Here is a 17,906-nt window from a genome sequence, read left to right on the forward strand (position 1 = left end):
CGCGGCCCGACAGTCCGACAGCCCGACAACCGGGCTGTCGGACTGTCGGAGGATCAGTTCACCGGACCGCCGCGCTTCAGGGCACCGGGGAAAGGTCGGCGGGTGCCTCGCAGGAGCGCCGGGTCACCACTTCGACCAGGCCATGTTCCAGCCGCTGAGGCCGTTGTCCGGGTTGAGCGCCTGGGTCTTCACCGAGTTCTTGACGGTCACGACGTCACCGATGAGCGAGTCGGCGTAGAACCTGCCCGCCGTGGAGCCGTCGTCGCCCTGCGCACTGTCCGGCAGGCCGATGCAGCCGTGGCTGATGTTCTCCCGGCCGGCCACCGCACCGGCCTTCGGGTTGCCGTGGACGTAGGTGCCGGAGTTGGTCAGCCGCAGGGCGTGGGGCTCGTCCACCGAGTACCCGGGCCCCTTGATGTCCGACACGGTGGACGAGGCCATGTGCTCCATCCGGCTCTTGGCGGAGATCACCATGGTGCCGTTCCAGGACGGGTTGTCGTTGGCGCCGGCCGTGATCGGAACGTTCTGGTCGGACCTGCCGTCCTCCTTGACCACCATCATGTGGGAGGACGCGTCGACCGCGCTGACCTTCGAGCGGCCTATGGTGAACTGCTCGTCCCGGTCGGTGTCGCCGTAGACGCCGGGCGAGAGCTCGACGTTCTTGGTGCGGAAGTGCACCTTCACCGTGGTGTCGGGCTTCCAGTAGTTCTCCGGCCGCAGATCGAGCCGCGTGCCGTCCTCGAACCAGTGCCCCTTGACCACGGTTCCGTCGGTGGCCTCCACGGTGATGGCCTTCTGCGCCTCCGCCCGGTTCTTCACCTGGTCGCCGAATCTGACCGACACGATCATGCCGACGCCGTACTTCTCGCCGGTGTCGACGTTGTCCGAGACCTTGAGGGTCTGCTCCGGCGTCAGGGTGGTGAAGGCGCTGTTCGCCGTGGTGACCACACCATCGGCATCGGCGGCCCGCGCGCTCACCTGGTACGCGGCGCCGACGGCCAGGCCGGCCGACGGCGACCAGCTCGCCCCGTCGGCGGAGATGGTGCCGTCGACCGGCTTCCCGCTCTTGTCGGTCACCGCCACGCTGGTCAGCTTGCCGCTGGCGACCGACACCTTGAGCGCGTTCGGCGCCGCCCCCTGCGAGCCGTCCTTGGGCTCGATCGCTAGTCTCGCCGTGGACACCTTCGGCGAAGCCACCGCGTCGGAATGATCCGCGCCGGAGGTACCGCCGCCGCTGCACCCCGCCAGCACCAGCACCCCGCCCACCGCCAGCAAACCCGTCGCCCGCTTCACCGCATCCCCCTCTGTCTGTCGGTTCCGTGAAGATATACGTGGCGAGCAGGCGTTCGGTTGCACACCGATCATGGGATCTTTCCGAGAACTTCCCAGGTGGGCACGGGACGGCACCGGCCCCGGTCGACGGCGGTCCCGATCGACGGTGGTCACCGGTCGTCCCCGGCCGGTTGGTCCGGGTCTTCGGCGGCGGCCTCGCGGGCGCGTTCCTCCCAGTGCCTGGCGGCGATTCGCTCGGCGCGGGCAGAGGTACGGGCGAGACCGGCGATCAGCAGGACGACGAACCCTGCTGCGACGACGGCCGCGATGATCCCGGCGGTGGTGAGGGTATCGGCGAGGTGGCGCATGGCGGATCCTTCGTGTGGCGTGGATGCTGCGCCGGGTCAACGGTGTGCGGAGCCGGAGGTCATGGCCTGGCGAGGGTGACGTACCGATCGGCCCGGTCGAGTCATCCGTGGGGGGCACGCCGGGACCCCACGCCGTACGGCTCGTACTGCTCCGGACCCTGCCGGTCCCGGTGGTGGCCGGACTGTCGACCGTCGTCGAACTGGCGGCCGTCGCCGTCCTGTTGGCCTGGACCGTGTGGTACCGGCGGCGGGTGCGGGCCGGCGCGGAAGCTCCTCGGGAAGGCTCGCCCGGGCTCGGCTGGGACCGCGTCCGCGCACCACCGGGGGCGCCCTGAGGAGTCCGGTGCCCGTACGGACGCCCCCCCGGTCGGATCGGATCAGATCACCCGCTGGTCGGCCTCGATCCGGCCGACGGCGGTGCGCACCGCGTTCACGAAGGACCAGAAGAGCGGCCGGGTGTTGACCGCCCGGGCCGCCCGGGTGTTCCTCCCCTCCGCGAACATGGCGGCACGCAGGTCGGTGGTGATCTCCAGTTGGACGCCCATCCCGAGCAGGGTGCGGTTGCAGATGTTGTTCGGGGAGACACCGGCGATCTCCTCCTCCCCCGAGGCCGTCAGCGCCCGGATACCGGTCGCGGTGAGCTCCTCCATCAGGTACTTCCGCAGGTCGGCGTTGAGACCGCCCACCAGCACCGCCCGGGTCCCGGCCGCCAGACCGGCCTGGGCTGGCGTACAGCCGTGCAGCGATACCACGTTGAGGCTGCCCGCGCAGAGCGAGCGGGCGATGGTGTCGTCGCAGTGCGTCGAGGTGACGTGCAGGGTGGCGTTCCCGACGAGGCGCAGTCCCTCGAACATCCAGAAGTCGTGCACCGGCCCGGCGGCCGGGGTGGGCGCGAGGTCCGCCGGGTGGTAACCGGCTATCGCCAGACAGAGTTCGGAGGTGCCGCCCTCGATACCGCCGCCGTGCGGGGCGATGACCGTGGTCCTGTTGAAGGCCGAACGGCCGGAAAGGTCGGCGTCGTCGATCGGATGGCGACGCGAGCGGCGGCCGTAGTCCACACCCTCGACCAGTCCTATGTCCGCATAGAGGGCGGTGTTGGAGGCGTAGGTGTCGCCGGCGGCCCGGGCCGGAGCGCTGCCCACGACACCGGTGACGGTGCTCAGGGCCGGTGCGGCTGCCAGCGCGGTGATCACTGTACGGCGATTGAGGATCATGTAGAGCGAGCATGGCAGGGGCAGACCCTTCTGACAATCAGGTTCACCGGCGTGCCACGCCGAGCTCGGCCGGGTAGTCCGGCAGCGCCACGGTGGTGACCTTCATGCCCTCCTTGAGCATCAGGTCCAGCAGGAAGCGCCGGTTCAACAGCCCGTTGCGGATCCGCAGTCCGATCGCGGAGCCGGGAGCGAAGAACTTCCCGGTCCGGTCGCCGCCCTTCTGGCAGCCCTGGGCGTAGTCGCGCAGCAGGCTCTCGTACCGGGTGAAGGCAGTCCGGTGGTCGCCGCCGGCCCGGGCGAGTTCGCCGGCCAGCACATACGCCGCCACCACGGCGGTTCCGGTGCCCATGCCGCCGATGGTGGCGCCGCACGCGGCGTCCCCGAGCAGGGCCATCCGGCCGGTGGACCAGCGGTTCAGGTCCGCCCGACTGATCGAGTCGAAGTACAACTCCGGCGCCTGCCGCAGGGTTTCGAGCAGTCGCGGCACCTCCCAGCCAAGGTCGGCGAAGGCCGTGGTGAGCAGCGCCTTCTGCTGCTGCGGGTCGTGCCGGTCGTAGTCGAGCCGGGGTGAGGCGAAGACGAAGAAGGCGCCCGCCCGTTCGGCGTCCCGGTGGCCGGCGCCGACCGAGGCGAACCGCCCCGGGACGCTGCAGCCGACCGAACCCCGGTGCAGGCGCAGGTAGTTGGGCAGTGACCAGGTCGCGGCGTAGTAGCCGAGGTGGCGGACGTAGCGGTCCTCCGGGCCGAAGGCCAGCCGACGCACGTTGGAGTGCAGTCCGTCCGCGCCGATCACCAGGTCGAACTCGCGTGCCGCGCCGTGCCGGAACTCGGCCCGCACGCCCGTGGCGGTCTCGGTGAGGCGGGTGATGGTGTCGCCGAAGACGTACTCGGCGTACGGGAGGCTGCGCTCGTACAGCACCCGGGCCAGGTCGCCGCGCGGCACCTCGATGTCGCCCCCGGCGAACTCGCCCGGCAGGCTGAGCATTTCGCGCCCGCGCTGGTCGACGAAGCGGATCGGGCTGCCGCCGGTCTCCAGCGTGCGCAGTTCCTCCAGCACGCCCATCCGCTCCAGCACGGTCAGGTGCGTATCGCCACGGAAGTCGACGGCGTGCCCGCCGCCGCGCAGCTCCGGGGCCAGTTCGACCACGGTGGACCGGAAGCCGTAGCGCCCCAGCCAGTAGGCCAGCGCCGGGCCGGCGATGCTGGCGCCCGAGATGAGCACGTTCCTGTTGGCGAAGACCACGGCAGACCACTCCCCGAAAACTGTGTCCGATGGACACTGATGATTTATGTGTACGGTAGACACAGTTATGGCGGCAGCGCAAGACCGAGGACGGGAGCGGCGGATGAGTGACGAAGCGAGCGCAAGGGTCCGGCTGCTCTGGGGCCCGCACCCCAAGCCCTCGCGCGGACCCAAGCCGGCCCTCAGCCTGGACCGCATCGCGCAGGCGGGCGTCGGGATCGCCGACACGGAGGGGCTCGGTGCGGTCTCCATGCAACGGGTCGCCGGACAGCTCGACTTCACCAAGATGTCGCTGTACCGGTACGTGCCCGGAAAGGCCGAACTGGTCGCCCTGATGGTGGAGGCCGCGATCGGCGAGGCCCCGCCGAGGACCGGGGCGGGCGGCGACTGGCGCGGGCAACTGGGCGACTGGGCCCACCGGTTGGGCGAGGTCTTCGCGCAGCACCCGTGGCTGCTGGACGCCACCGTCGGCCCGCGTCTCCCCGGCCCCAGGGAACTCACCTGGATGGAGCGCGCCCTGGCCGCACTGGACGGCACCGGCCTGACCGGCGCCGAGCGGATGGACGCCCTGGTGCTGCTCGTCGGCCATGTCCGCGGCATCGTCGCGCAGAGCCGGGCGGCGGGCCCGGCGGGCGAACCGGAGGCGCGGTTCCTCGCCCCGCTCGCCGAACTGATGCGGACGCACGGCGCCGACTACCCCGCCCTCACCGCCGCGATGGCCTCGGCGGCCCAACCCGGCGGGCACGACCGGGCGCTGGACTTCGGCCTGAACCGCATCCTCGACGGCCTGGGCGCCCTGATCGCCCAGCGCGCGGGCTGAGCGGACCCGGGGCACTCCCGGGCCGCCGGCCCTGGCGGACGCGGACATGACGTGCCTCACACCACGCCCTGACGCTCCGTCAACATGCCTGCTCAGAGACGGTTCTCCAAGCCCCGGCCGGCCGGTGTGGCCGAATTCGTCAGTAAGCCGTCATTGCCGCCATCACGCTCTGGATACAGGCTGTGACCGTGTCTCAGCGACGAATAGTGGTGATGGTCTACTCCGGTGCACAGGCGCTGGACATAGCAGGGCCGATCGAGGTGTTCGACACCGTCAACCGGCAACTGTCGACGACGGGTGCCGGTTACCGGATCCAGTTCGTCTCCGCCGATGCGCCGCTGGTACGGACCTCCTCGGGCATGGTGATCGAGGCCGAACCGCTCGCTGCGGGAGACGGCCCGATCGACACCCTGCTCGTCCCCGGCGGCTGGAGCCTCAAGGAGGCGCTCGACGACCGGGAGTTGGTCTCGTGGATCCGCCGGGCCGCCGACCGGTCGCGCCGGGTCGCCTCGGTGTGCGGCGGGGCGTTCCTGCTCGCCGAGGCGGGCCTGCTCCAGGGGCGGCGCGCCACCACGCACTGGGCCTACTGCGAGGACCTGGCCCGCCGGTACCCGGCCGTGACGGTCGATCCCGAGCCGATCTTCGTCTGGGACGGCCGGTTCGTGACCTCGGCCGGGGTGGCCACCGGCATCGACATGGCCCTCGCGCTGGTGGAGGCCGACCACGGTGCGGCGTTCGCGCTGGAGATAGCGCGTTTCCTGGTGCTGTTCTTCAAGCGGAACGGCGGCCAGTCGCAGTTCAGCTCGATTCTGGAGGCCCAACTCGCCGACCGGGCCCCGATTCGCGCCGCACAGGAGTGGATACTGCAGAATCTCGAACAGCCGCTGCCCGTCCCGGAGATCGCCGAGCGCGCCAATATGAGTGTCCGCAACTTCGCCCGGGTATTCCGGCGCGAGGTGGGAATGCCGCCCGGTCATTACATCGAACAGATGCGCATCGCCCAGGCCCGCAAACTGCTGGAGACCACCGATCTGCCGATCAGTCAGATCGCCCGCTGCTGCGGCTATCCGGCCTCCGAGACGTTTTTCCGCTCCTTCGGCCGGGCTTTCGAACTGACCCCGAGCGAATACCGCCGCCGATTCCAGGCCACCTCGCCGTCCGGGCTCATCGTCGCGCCCGGCGAGGCGGAGATGTCCGGCCAGGCGGAGAGGAGCATCGCATGACCATCGGAGTCCGACTCGTCGACCGGCTGGCGGCCGAACTGGCCGCAGCGGGCGTCAGCCAGGTGTTCGGCGTCGGTGGCGCGAACATCGAGGACCTGTACGACGCGTTCCACGCCACCGGCGGCGCGATCCGCGCCGTCGTGGCCAAGCACGAGTTCTCGGCCGTCACCATGGCCGACGGACACGCCCGGGTCACCGGGCGGATCGGGGTCGTCGCCGCCACGTCCGGGGGCGGCGCGGTCAACCTGCTGCCCGGACTGGCCGAGGCGTACGCCTCCCGGGTTCCGGTGCTGGCGCTGGTGGGCCAGCCGCCCACCGGCTCGGAGGGGCGGGGCGCCTTCCAGGACACCAGCGGGAAGGCCGGCTCCTTCGACGCGCTGGAACTGTTCGCCCCCGTCACCCGGTTCTGCGCCCGGGTCGAGGACCCGGACTCGCTGCCGGAGTTGCTCGCCCAAGCCCTCGCGGCAGCCCGCACCGGTCTCCGGGGCCCTGCGGTGCTCCTGCTGCCCAAGGACGTCCAGCAGGCACCGGTCGAGCCCCGCCGGCCGACGGGCCCGGCCGCCCCGGCCACCCTGGCGGAGCCGCCGAGGCCGCCGCTGCCGGACCGGGCCGTGGACCTGCTGCGCGGCGCGCGGACCGTACTGGTCATCGCCGGTGAGGGCGTGGCCTCGGCGGACGCCCGGACGGAGCTGGCCGAGGTGGCCGGCCGGCTCGGCGCCTGGGTGGCGGTCACGCCGGACGCCAAGGACGTGTTCCGCAACGACGATCCCCGGTTCGCGGGCGTGGCCGGGGTGATGGGCCATCAGAACGTCACGGACTGCCTGCGGCGGGCCGATGTCTGCCTGCTGGTCGGCACCAGGCTGCCGGACGTGGCGCGCGGCGGACTGGACGGAGCCCTGGCCGGGACCCCGGTGGTCTGCATCGACCCCGAACCGCCGTTCGTCCCTGGGATCTCGCTGCAGGGCACCGTCCGGGACACCCTGCGCGCGCTGGCCGAGCGGCTCGACCCGCGCCCGCGACCGGCCCCCGGGCACGCCGGACCGGTGCCCCGGCGGACACCGCGGACCGGTCGCGGCGGCACCTCCTACGCCGCTGCGGTGGCCGCCGTCGAGGCCGCGCTACCGCCGCAGGCGGACGTCTTCGTCGACGCGGGCAACGCCGGGGCCAGTGCGATCCACCTGCTGCCGGCCCCGCGGCACGGCCGCTTCGTGGTGGCCGTCGGCATGGGCGGCATGGGCTACACCTTCGGCGCCGGCATCGGCGCGGCGCTCGCCACCGGCCGGCGCACCTATGTGATCGCCGGCGACGGGTCGTTCTTCATGCACGGGATGGAGGTGCACACCGCGGTCGAGTACACCGCGCCCGTCACCTTCGTGATCCTCAACAACAACGCACACGCCATGTGCGCCACCCGCGAGCAGGTGTTCCTCGGAGCGCCGCACCACAGCAACCTGTTCCGGCCCACCGACATCGCGGCCGGTGTGGCGGGCATGTTCCCGACCCTCGACGTGACCCGGGCCGACGACGGCACCCAGCTGCGCCGGGCGCTGCTGCGCTCCAACCACAGCGGCGCCCCGGCGTTCGTCACGCTCGACCTCGATCCTGCCGAAACACCGCCGTTCCTTCCGTTCCTGTCCCTTCCCGATGTGGCGGCCGCCGGCCCGGAGCCGGCCGAGAGTGAGGAGAGCGCACATGAGCGCGGACCCGTACGAGTTGGCTGACGTCCCCGGCCTGACCCGGGTGGAGAACACCGACCAGGAGCAACTGCTGGTCCGCTGCGCGGAGTTGACCCGGCCGTCGTATCCGCACCAGGAGGTCTACGGGCAGTACTGCACGATCCAGACCTACGTCGACTGCCCGCCGGAGAAGGCGTACGAGTACCTGAGCCAGGGCCACCACCTGGAGGAGTGGACGTTCAGCCTGCGGGACTTCGCGCCCGCCGGCACCCCCGGCCTGTGGGTCGGGGACGACCGGCTGGAGCAGGACACCAAGATCTTCTGCAAGGTGGTGGCCAACGCCGAGGCCATGACGGTGGACTTCCACTGCGCCTGGGACCAGGGCGAGGAGCTCTGGATGATCTACCTGATGCGGGTCGTTCCCGCGCGGTCGGTGCTGGGCGCACCGGGCTCCGTGATCACCTGGACCAACTGCCGGCACCCGTACTACGACCGGAACCCCCGTCCCGAGCTGGCTCCCCGGCCGGACCGGCCGTGGGTGGGCGACTACTGGGACATGTTCTACGCCGGCCACACGGTGGAGCTGGAGAACCTGAAGGCCATCCTCGAACACCGCCACCACGGCGGACTGCCGGTCAGCAGCTCCCCCCGCACCGTGGTGGCGCCGTGACCACGGTCAGCCTCACCGACGTCGCCGGCTATCTGCCCGGCAGGCCGGTCCCCGCCGAGTTCTACACCGAGTACGCCGACGCCGAGGACAGCCTCCGCGACAGCCCGATGTTCCGGATCCCCCCACTGCGGCACCACGTGGCCGCCGACGAGACCAACGTGGACATGATCGAACGCGCGGTGCAGCCGCTCGTCGAGCGGCACGGGCGCGAGGAGATCCGCGCCGTGGACGTCCTGCTGACGCACAGCCAGCTTCCCGACATCCCGTTCGTGGGCGCCGGCACCGAGGTCGCGCGCCGGCTCGGGCTGAAACCGCAGTGGCTGATCGACGTGGCCAACGCGGGCTGCGCGTCCTTCATCCAGATGATCGAACTGGCACGCACGATCCTCACCACCACCGACGCGAAGACCGCGCTGATCTGCAACGCGCAGAGCGCCGCGGGCCAGCTGTTCACCCAGTCCGACGTGCGCCGGCTCGCCCAGGCCGCCATCCCCGGCGACGGCGCCGGGGTCGGCTACCTGACCACCTCGGCCGGCGCGCCCGTGCTGGACGTGGTGACCCGCCACATCGGCGACTACGGCGGCGACATGACCGCGGTCCTCGACGACGGCCGGAAGTACTGGGAACCCGGAGAGTCCCAGCTGCGGATAGGTTTCACCGAGTCCGGCATCGCCCAGGTCATGGAACGCGGCAACCGCCTGGTCCCGGAGGTCGTCACGGACCTGTGCCGCCGGATCGAGGTCCGAACCGCCGAGATCGACCTGCTGGTGACCAACCAGCCCAACCGCACGTTCCTGCAGAACTGGCGCGAGTCCCTGGGGCTGTCGAAGGACCGGCACCCCGACACGTTCGACAGCTGCGGAAACCTGTTCGGCGCGGCCATCCCCATCACCCTCGACCGCTCGATCCGTTCCGGAGCGGTCGAGGACGGAGGCCTGGTCGTACTCGGCGGTTTCGCCCACGCCGGTGACTTCGCCGGCGCGGCCGCGATCCGCTGGGGCGGCGGCCACCGCGCCGCCTGACGCGCTGCCGCCGGGTGGGCTACACCGCCTCGCGGCAGCGGGGCGACTGCACAACCCGGGGCGACGCCCGCCGGCTCGGCGCACTCCGGTGCGGCCGCGCGGCGGGCGTCCCGACCGGCTCCGGCTCACCGGGCAGGTCGAACGGCAGCCGGTCCTCCACCGAGTACGGCCACTCGACGGTGCTCAGCCGGAGCGCGGGAACTGGCGGAGCCGGCACCGCCGTCCGCCGACACCGCATCACCGCGCGACCGAATGGTCTCCCTGAGTACCCGAACTCCTCGCGATCTCACCGTACGAGACGGTAATTCCGCTCCCCGGAGTTCCCTCGAGTAACGATTCATCCAAGGGTCTATCGGTAATTCCGGGGCGGCCCTACGCTGCGTCCGTGTCGCTCTTCCGAATGCTTCGAACCACCGGCCCCCGCCTGTCCCCCGAACTCGACGACAGCAAACTCGGAAGGGTGCGCAAGCAACTTGGTTCCCCCCCTATGCCGGGCCTGACCGATATTCAGATCGACCAGGTCGAACGGGTAATTCAGGACGCGGGAACGGACTGGGACCGGCGCGCGCACCGCTTCGCGGTACTGGCGGGACCGGCGGCGAATTCCGGTCTCGCCCGGTCCTGGCGGATGCGCCGGCCGAAGAGTGCCGACGCCCTGATCTTCGAGTCCTGGGTCGAGCTGATCCGCGGCCAACTCGCCGGAGAGATGGAGGACGCGCGCGCCACCGCCGACCGCTGCCACCGCGCCGCCGAACTCCAGCCGAGCGATCCGACGCCCTGGGTGGTCATGCTCGGGATGCTGCGGCTGCTGCGGCGCGACCCGCAGGAGGTGTTCCAGGTCTGGCACGAGGTGATGGCCCGTGACGCCTGGCACCGCGAAGCGCATCTGCAGATGCTGGGCTACCTGTCCCCGGAGGAGTGCGGCTCCCACAGCCGGGTGCTCGACTTCGTCGACTCCGTCCGGTCCCGGATACCTCCGGCGGTACCGGCGGTGGGCCTGGAGCTCACGGCGATCGTCGAACACCACCACCGCACCGTCTCCCGCGGCGGCGTCGACGGACTGCTGGCCCGAAGACAGTGGACGCAGGCCCGCGCGGCGTCGTCCCTGGAACGCGCGCTCGCCGACTGGACCAAGCCGGGCTACCTGCGGCACGCCGCGGCGCTGGCCGACCTCAACCTGCTGGCCTACGCGCTGGTCCGGGCCAACCGGCTCCCGGAGGCCGCAGAGGTCTTCCGCCTGATCGGAGGAACCGTCACCCCCTGGCCCTGGCGGATGGACGGCGAGCCGCTCCAGCGCTTCGGCTACTGGCAGACGCAGGCTCTGCGCTGACCCGTACTGGCCTGCGCCGGCCTGTGTCGGCCTCCGTCGAGCTGCGCCGAACTGCCCGTGCGCCAGCGCCGGTTGACCGCTGCCCGCAGAGCCGGCTCGCGCCGGCGTGACCTCCGGGGTCAGGCGGCGTGCGACAGCTCTCGCAGGTCGGTGATGCGGGCGACCCGCCGCAGCTCGGTGTGGAGCGTGGACGGCGGAACGGCGACCACCGGGCACGTCGCACGGGCCAGGCAGTAGCGGCTCACCGAACCGTGCAGGAGTCGGCGCAGGCCGCCCTGGCGTCCGGTGCTGATGACCAGCAGGTCGTCCGGCCGATCGGCGACCTGGACCAGCACCGGTCCGGCCTCACCGCGGACCACCAGCGGCTCCACCCGGACACCGACGGGGAGTCCGCCGAAGGCGTCCTGGAAGGCTCGCTCCAGTCGCTCCCGGGCAGCCGCCTCCCAGGTGCGGAGCAGCGGCGGACACGGCCGGGCGCGGTAGTTGAACTCGCCGCCGACGGGCGACCAGGCCAGCACGGGAACAAGCACCGCCCCGCGGGTACGGGCCTCGTCCACCGCGCGGTGCAGTGCGGTCAGGCTGTTCAACGAGCCACTGACTCCGACGATGACGCGCGCGCCGTCCGACATGGACCCTCGCTCTTTCTGCTCTTGCCCGCTCGCCCTGAGCTCAACGCGGACTCCTTCGATTATAGTGGCACGCCACTCCTATTACATGCAAATCAAAGGTGTTTCTACTATTTGATCTTGTATACATTGACTATTTGGGGCATCTGACCTGCATCAATGCGGACGACGCGCGGCCGGTCGGCCGGTCGGGACGCGGCGGCGGCCACCCCCCGGGCACAGCCCTCGACCGCAGCGAACTCCCTTGTGATCCTGGCCAGTTGGCGATTGAGAAGCGATGCCGCGCACCCGCCACGGCGGCTGCGTTCGGACTTGGACACCCAGAGCCGGATCGGCCGACTCCGCAGGGGTCCGCAGACCGCCTGACCAGCGCACCGTTCGAGCCGAAGATCCCGGTAGCGAGAAATCGGACTTATCGGTCATTTCCGCCCTTATTTGCCTATATGGGCTTCTTGACAGTGCGCGAACCACCGGGCAAGAATCCGGTCACCCAGCGCCGCCCCCCAAGCGGACAGCTGTCGTGCTGAAGGCCCAGGTCGCCGGATCGCCCTACGGGTGCCGCGCCGCCGGCCGAACGCCGAAACCCGGAAGTCCCTGCCCCGGCGTCCGACGCCTTGTCCCGCCACACCCTGTCCCGCCATGCCTTGTTGCACCGTGCCTTGTTCCACCGAGTCCGTCCCGTGACCCGGTGGCCTTGCTAGGAAGACCCCGATGCCTGGCTCCATTCGTCTCCCCGCCCCTGTCCGACCTGTCAGCGCGGCTGCCCTCGGCGCGCTCGGCGTCCTGGCCGTGCTGGTCACCGTCGGCGGCTGCGGCAGCGCTCCCCGGCTGTCCGCCACCGCCCGCAGTACCGGCGCGTCCGCCTCGGTCGCCGGAGCACCGACGAGTGTCACCGCAGAGTCCACAGCAGGGCCCACGGCGACGGAACGGCTCTCCGCGGCCCAGCTCCCCAACGGAGCCGTCGAGGGATGGCACCCGCTCGCTCCACCTCGTACCCAGGCCGTGACCGGCGCCGTCCAGCTCGACGAGTGCGCGTCCGTCCCCGGTGCCGCCTCCTGGCAGCAGCAGGCGTACGTCAGCGTCTACCGGACACCGGCGGAGCAGGACCTGTTCACCTTCCGTGACGGCACCGCCGCGCAGACCGCGTACCAGGGCCTGCTGACGCAGATGGACGCCTGCCAGACCGTGTCCCGCGCCCTTCAGGCCAAGGCCCTCGGCACGACGGACGCGCAGGTCACCAGGACCGCCGTGACCGATCAGGGCACCGCCTGGTCGCGGCAGTGGACGGGCGTCGAGGGGCTGTCCGCGGCCGGCCCGCAGACCGACCACCTCTACGCCGTCCAGCAGGGCACCACCCTGGCCGTCGTCCACTTCGACGAGTGGGCTGCCACCCACGCCGTCCCCTACAGCACCCGAGCCGACGGAGACCTGCTCACCTCGGTCGCCCGACAGCTCGGCTAGCCACACCCGCTGCCCACACCAGCACCCCGCTGCCCCACACCAGCACCCCCTGGAGACATCCATGCACCTGTACGGACCCGCCCTCCGCCGCTGCCTCGTCGGCCTCCTCGGAGTCGGCGCCGCCTCCCTGATGATCGCCACTCCCGCGCACGCGGCGTCGTCCGTCGGCGGCAGCATCTCGCCCGACGAGGTCATCCAGCGGGCCAAGAGCTGGGTCAGCCAGGGCGTGCCCTACAACCAGGGCGCGACCCACACCGACAGCAACGGCACCTACCGCGAGGACTGCTCCGGGTTCGTCTCCATGGCCTGGCACCTCAGCTCCAGCCTGGTCACCTCCACGCTCCCGGGCGTCTCCACCAGGATCGCCAGCTCCCAGCTCCAGCCCGGCGACGCCCTCGACTACACCGCCGACCACGTCATCCTCTTCGGCAACTGGATCGACCAGTCCGCCGGGACGTTCAACTTCTACGCCGAGCAGAACCGCAGCGTTCCCACCCGCGAGTACCAGGGCAACCTCAACGCCAGCTCGCTGGCCGGCTGGCCCACCAGCTACTACACGCCGCTCCGCTACAACAAGATCACGGGCTCCGCCACCAGCGCGTCCACGACGGCACCCGCACCGGCCCCCGCCACCCCCACGACCAGCACCCCCGCACCCGCCGCCCCCGCACCTGCGCCCGCCGACCACACTTGGCAGCACCACTCGTACCGCTGGTAACGAGTCCCCCCGGAGTCCCCTGCCCGACTCTGTGACAACCGCCACCTTCGAGGGTCGGCCCCGCGCCAGCGGGGCCGACCCTCGATGCGTTTGCGGCGGACCTGCCGGGTGCGCGAGCGACGCGCTACCGGCGGAAAAACGTCCGGGATATGAGATCCCAGGATGTGAGGCCGATTACAGCGGCTCCACCGCTCCCGGGATGTCGGCGATCTCCGCTGGTCAGAGACCGTGTCGCGGACAACGGCGGCTGACTTGGCGTCAGTGACGGGTTCGGAGCGGGTGCCGGTTCCGCCACCGGATGCGGCCCCCGATGCGGTGGCCAGGCGACGACAGCAGAGCACGGAGGTGAGGAACCAGCTCAGCCTGGCGGCAGAGCCCCTCCGGCCCTCCAACGCTGCGGGCTCCGACGCCTGGGAGTTCCTGCGCGACGCCGAAGCCCTGTTCCGCTGCCCGCCGCCAGGGTGAAACAGCGAGACTCCGCTGTGGAATTCGTTTCGCTGCATGGATTGTGCTGTCCGCTCACATAAATTAGCCCACCTGGTTGCATCCCCTTCCAGCATCCCCCCGAAGGGTGTAACGCGGTCGTCTGTCTGCCTGATAAGGCCGATCCCGCATTGGTTTCGGATCAGACCCGCCCGTGCGGCCGGGGACGTGCAGAAGGAACGATGGGCATGAATGCGAACTCCTCTGCTCCGGCGCGGTGGTCGCGTACGGCGTGCCTGGCCGCTGTCGCCGTTGCCGGAGCACTGGGACTGCTCAGCGCGTGCGGCGGATCGTCACACCCCAAACCCGCCGGCGCGCTGAGCCCGGGACCCGGCCAGACCCTGCCCGGATTTCCCGGTGCCTCCGGAACGAGCGGTACGGCCATCGCCAGCCCACCACCAACCGCGCCATCGACCCCGTACACCAGCGGCCAGCCGTCCGCTCCGGCGGCCGCCAACGCGGTGACGATCAAGAACTTTGCGTTCTCCCCGGCCACCGTGACGGTCAAGGCGGGAACGACGGTGACCTGGACCAACACCGACCCCGACGCTCACACCGTCACCAGCAAGCAGGGATCGGGCGGGCCACTGCAGTCGGCAGCCCTAGGCACCAACGACACCTACAGCTACACGTTCACCCAACCCGGCAGCTACCCCTACTTCTGCTCCATCCACCCGTTCATGACCGCGACCGTGGTGGTGACCCCGTGACCGAGCCCACACCCGACTCCAACGGTGGCGTCGAACACGGCATGACCCGCCGCCAGCTCATGCGGCACTCCGCCTGGTTCGGTGGTGCCGTGGTCCTGACCGTCACCGCGGGAGAGGTTATCAGTCACATCCCCGGTTCGTCGAACGCGGCCCCGGCGGGCAGCGCCGACCTGCGGTTCGTGCAGGTCTCCGACAGCCACATCGGCTTCCAGGGCCCGGCCAACATGGACGTCACCGGAACGTTCGCCGACGCGATCAACCAGGTCAACTCCCTCGGCTTCCGCCCCGACTTCGTCATGCACAGCGGCGACCTGACACACCTTTCCACCCCCGCCCAGTTCGACCAGGTCAAGCAGATGCTGTCGCAGCTGGACACCGACCGGGTCTTCACCGTGCCGGGCGAGCACGACTCGATCGGAGACAACGGACCACGCGCCTACCGGCAGACTTTCGGCAAAAACACCCTCGGCGACGGCTGGTACAGCTTCGACACCCACGGCGTGCACTTCATCGCGCTGGTCAACACGCTGCACCTGGAGCAACTCGGCCACCTGGGCAACGATCAGATCGACTTCGTGCGCAAGGACATCGCCGGCCTGTCCTCGGACACCCCCATCGTCATCTTCAGCCACATCCCCTTGTTCGCGATGTATCCGACCTGGGGCTGGGGCACCGACGACGCGGTACAGGTGCTGTCGATGCTGCGCCGCTTCTCCTCGGTCACCTGCCTCAACGGGCACGTCCACCAGCTGTTCGCCAAGACCGAGGGCAACATCACCTTCCACTCGGCCGCCCCCACCTGCTACCCGTTCCCCAAACCCGGCCAGGGCCCCGCCCCGCTCCCACAGGTACTGCCCGCCGGACACCTCAAGGACGCACTCGGCATCCGCACCGTCAACTACTGGCAAGGCAACCACGCACTGGCCATCAAGGACGAGAAACTCGCATGAACACCCGCAGCCTGCCAGCCCTCGCACTGCGCCTGGTACTCGCCGCCACACTCGCGGCAAGCGGATACATCCACGCCCAGCTCTACATCGACGGATACCGCTTCGTCCACATCATCGGCTCGCTGTTCCTGCTACAGGCCAGCACCGCCTTCGCGGTGGCCGCACTCCTGCTGCTGGGGGCACCCCCGCTCCTGCGGATCGCCGCCACCGCGATCGCCATCGGCACACTCGCCGGGTTCACCGCATCCCGCACCACCGGACTGTTCGGGTTCTCCGAAAACGGCCTGCAACCCGCCCCACAGGCCCTGCTCAGCCTCATCACCGAGACGCTCACCCTGCTGATCGTCGTGGCCTGGCATGCATCCGAGGTCGGGCTCGTGCCGTCAAGATCCAGGGCGGCAGAGTCGGGAGCGGGGACGGCTGATCACGCGGAGGGCCTCACTCACCCCGCCAGCCACCAACGGCTCCACGACGTCCTGTGGCTCCTCCTGCCCGTGGCGGTGATGGTCGGCCTCTTCTGGTACGGCCGGGTACACACCCCCAACTACGAGACCAGCCTCTTCGGGAACCGCGGCAACGACGCGATACTACTGAAAGCCCAGCTGGGATCCGCGCTCCTGGGCCTGGCGCTGATTCAGCTACTTCTCGCCCTGTGGATGTACGGCCGCCTGCCCGCACTGCGAGCCGCACCGCACCGGGTCCACACCGTGCACCGCCTCATCGGCCTGACCGCCTTCCTCCTCTCCCTGCCCATCGCCCGGCACTGCATCACCGCCTACGGCGTCCAATTCACCGACACCCGCGTGGCGCTGCACTCGCTCGCCGGCTGCTTCCTCTACGGGGCCTTCGTCGCCAAGGTCATCGTGGTCCGGCACCGCCGCTGGCCCGGCTGGGCACTCCCCCTGGCCGGCGGCACCCTCGTCACCGCGATCGCCCTGATCTGGTACGTCGCCCCCTTCTGGTACCTGAACGGCTTCCAGGCCCCCGGCCTGTGAGCAGAACGTGAGGCGTTTCTCTCCCGACGGCCGACACCGGACTCCCGCGTGGCGCGGCCGAGTTCGTCCTACGCCGGAATCACGAGGAGATTCCGGCCGCTGGTCGCATACATGTCGAAGTGGCCGATAGATCCGGGGCCATGAGTACCGTCCCGGAAATCGTGGCGCTACCCGAATACGTGCCGACCTGCCAGGTCGCGGCGGTCGCCGTGGCCCCGTGACCCCGACCGCTTGCGGACGGCTGCGCGACCCGGTTGACGACGCACTGGACCTGCTCGGTCTGGAGTGTCCGGACCCCCGGACAGCGTCCGACCAGGTGCGCCGCCGGCACGGACGGCGGCTGACGGACACACCGTGTGGCGGGCAGCAGCTGCTCAGTCCCACCAGGACTCCCAGAAGGTTGATCCGATGAGCTGCTCGGCGTAGGCGGTGGGTACTCCTGCCCCCTGCCACACGTCGTGCGGGCAGAGCGCGAAGTTCAGATGACAGACTTCTCCTGCAACGGGGCCCCTTTCCTTGATCGACTTTCTTTGCCGATCATTGATCTACAGGTGTCCCGTTGCCTCGTTCACCCCCCCTGACCTCCGGCCTCACGTCCAAACGCAGCGGCGTTGCAGGTATCGACCGCCCCCGATCACCGCCCCCGTGAGCAGCGACGCCGACGGACCCACATCGGCACCTTGAACCGGAGAGCTGCCTCCGAACCGGGAGACCGGCCCGCGCGCCCCAACGAGGGGCGCAGCCGGCAGTTACCCGACGCGTCCCGGCGGACCGGCCCGTACGGCTCCGGCACCGTGCCGGGGCGCCGACGCCTCCAGGTCGCCGCCACGCCCCCGACCGGCCGTGCAGCGATTAAGGAGACGCTGCGGAGACACCGCCCTCGCGGGGCAAAGCAGGATGCGCGGGCCCTCGTTGCCGGTGCAGTGCCGCCCGGCGGGCGCCCCCGACTACCTCTCCGGCGCCCTGCCTGTGGCGGGCCCGCAGCACCGTCCGGGCCCGCCACCAGGCTCCGAATCACCTCGGTCCCCGTATTCAGTGACCCGGGTCACACCGCCATTCCCGCGAGCCGGGTCCCGGGCATTCTGTGACCCGGGCCACAGGCATTCCTGTGGCCTGCGCCACTCC

At 70.5% G+C, this 17,906-nt stretch carries 17 protein-coding genes; 12 read left to right on the forward strand and 5 right to left on the reverse strand.

From position 1 onward, the window contains the following. Positions 1-123: 123 nt before the first annotated feature. Both UK12_RS15025 and UK12_RS15030 read right to left on the reverse strand, forming a co-directional pair. A complete protein-coding gene (locus UK12_RS15025) occupies positions 124-1,293 on the reverse strand; it encodes a L,D-transpeptidase (RefSeq protein WP_197084871.1) in 1,170 nt (389 codons plus the stop codon). 149 nt (positions 1,294-1,442) lie between these two features. Further along, the gene (locus tag UK12_RS15030) at positions 1,443-1,640 is read right to left on the reverse strand and encodes a hypothetical protein (protein ID WP_045303456.1); all 198 of its coding nucleotides are present in this window, start codon (positions 1,638-1,640) and stop codon (positions 1,443-1,445) included. A 107-nt stretch (positions 1,641-1,747) separates the two neighbouring features. Between UK12_RS15030 and UK12_RS39730 the strand changes: the two genes are divergently transcribed. Then, entirely contained in the window at positions 1,748-1,975 is a 228-nt protein-coding gene (locus tag UK12_RS39730; protein WP_156178739.1) for a hypothetical protein, read from the forward strand. A 42-nt stretch (positions 1,976-2,017) separates the two neighbouring features. Here UK12_RS39730 and UK12_RS15040 read toward each other — a convergent pair whose 3' ends face one another. Both UK12_RS15040 and UK12_RS15045 read right to left on the reverse strand, forming a co-directional pair. Beyond that, the gene (locus UK12_RS15040; RefSeq protein WP_082119630.1) at positions 2,018-2,854 is read right to left on the reverse strand and encodes a poly-gamma-glutamate hydrolase family protein; all 837 of its coding nucleotides are present in this window, start codon (positions 2,852-2,854) and stop codon (positions 2,018-2,020) included. A 43-nt stretch (positions 2,855-2,897) separates the two neighbouring features. Beyond that, positions 2,898-4,097, reverse strand: a complete 1,200-nt coding sequence (locus tag UK12_RS15045; RefSeq protein WP_045303459.1) for an FAD-dependent monooxygenase — start codon at positions 4,095-4,097, stop codon at positions 2,898-2,900. Between the two features lie 103 nt (positions 4,098-4,200). On the opposite strand from UK12_RS15045, the gene UK12_RS15050 reads away from it, so the two are divergent. The 6 genes from UK12_RS15050 to UK12_RS15080 all read left to right on the forward strand — a co-directional run bounded on the left by UK12_RS15050 (position 4,201) and on the right by UK12_RS15080 (position 10,838). Further along, positions 4,201-4,917: a TetR/AcrR family transcriptional regulator gene (locus tag UK12_RS15050; RefSeq protein ID WP_045303460.1), complete on the forward strand. Its 717-nt coding sequence runs from the start codon at positions 4,201-4,203 to the stop codon at positions 4,915-4,917. A gap of 188 nt (positions 4,918-5,105) precedes the next feature. Next, a complete protein-coding gene (locus UK12_RS15055) occupies positions 5,106-6,140 on the forward strand; it encodes a GlxA family transcriptional regulator (RefSeq protein WP_231591221.1) in 1,035 nt (344 codons plus the stop codon). Continuing rightward, entirely contained in the window at positions 6,137-7,861 is a 1,725-nt protein-coding gene (locus UK12_RS15060; RefSeq protein WP_045303461.1) for a thiamine pyrophosphate-binding protein, read from the forward strand. Before UK12_RS15055 ends, UK12_RS15060 begins: the two co-directional genes overlap by 4 nt. After that, positions 7,833-8,486: a hypothetical protein gene (locus UK12_RS15065; RefSeq protein WP_045303462.1), complete on the forward strand. Its 654-nt coding sequence runs from the start codon at positions 7,833-7,835 to the stop codon at positions 8,484-8,486. The genes UK12_RS15060 and UK12_RS15065 overlap by 29 nt, the downstream gene beginning before the upstream one ends. Beyond that, a complete protein-coding gene (locus UK12_RS15070; RefSeq protein ID WP_045303463.1) occupies positions 8,483-9,508 on the forward strand; it encodes a ketoacyl-ACP synthase III family protein in 1,026 nt (341 codons plus the stop codon). Before UK12_RS15065 ends, UK12_RS15070 begins: the two co-directional genes overlap by 4 nt. A gap of 487 nt (positions 9,509-9,995) precedes the next feature. Beyond that, positions 9,996-10,838 carry a hypothetical protein gene (locus tag UK12_RS15080; RefSeq protein ID WP_082119631.1) on the forward strand — a complete coding sequence of 281 codons (843 nt, stop codon included), beginning with the start codon at positions 9,996-9,998 and terminating at the stop codon, positions 10,836-10,838. Positions 10,839-10,957: 119 nt separating this feature from the next. Here the strand turns inward: UK12_RS15080 and UK12_RS15085 are convergent, their stop codons facing one another. Beyond that, a complete protein-coding gene (locus UK12_RS15085; protein ID WP_045303466.1) occupies positions 10,958-11,467 on the reverse strand; it encodes a universal stress protein in 510 nt (169 codons plus the stop codon). Positions 11,468-12,175: 708 nt separating this feature from the next. On the opposite strand from UK12_RS15085, the gene UK12_RS39735 reads away from it, so the two are divergent. The 5 genes from UK12_RS39735 (at position 12,176) to UK12_RS41275 (ending at position 16,781) form a co-directional block, all read left to right on the forward strand. Then, the gene (locus tag UK12_RS39735) at positions 12,176-12,925 is read left to right on the forward strand and encodes a hypothetical protein (RefSeq protein ID WP_156178741.1); all 750 of its coding nucleotides are present in this window, start codon (positions 12,176-12,178) and stop codon (positions 12,923-12,925) included. Positions 12,926-12,986: 61 nt separating this feature from the next. After that, positions 12,987-13,643 carry a C40 family peptidase gene (locus UK12_RS36590; RefSeq protein ID WP_052681895.1) on the forward strand — a complete coding sequence of 219 codons (657 nt, stop codon included), beginning with the start codon at positions 12,987-12,989 and terminating at the stop codon, positions 13,641-13,643. Positions 13,644-14,314: 671 nt separating this feature from the next. Next, the gene (locus tag UK12_RS38000; protein ID WP_082119632.1) at positions 14,315-14,836 is read left to right on the forward strand and encodes a cupredoxin domain-containing protein; all 522 of its coding nucleotides are present in this window, start codon (positions 14,315-14,317) and stop codon (positions 14,834-14,836) included. Next, positions 14,833-15,786, forward strand: coding sequence for a metallophosphoesterase family protein (locus UK12_RS15105; protein WP_045303467.1), 954 nt, complete (start codon positions 14,833-14,835; stop codon positions 15,784-15,786). The genes UK12_RS38000 and UK12_RS15105 overlap by 4 nt, the downstream gene beginning before the upstream one ends. Beyond that, entirely contained in the window at positions 15,783-16,781 is a 999-nt protein-coding gene (locus UK12_RS41275) for a DUF6529 family protein (protein ID WP_197084872.1), read from the forward strand. The genes UK12_RS15105 and UK12_RS41275 overlap by 4 nt, the downstream gene beginning before the upstream one ends. The last annotated feature ends 1,125 nt before the right edge of the window (positions 16,782-17,906 follow it).

This window comes from Saccharothrix sp. ST-888 (assembly GCF_000955975.1).
Classification (GTDB): Bacteria; Actinomycetota; Actinomycetes; order Streptomycetales; family Streptomycetaceae; genus Kitasatospora.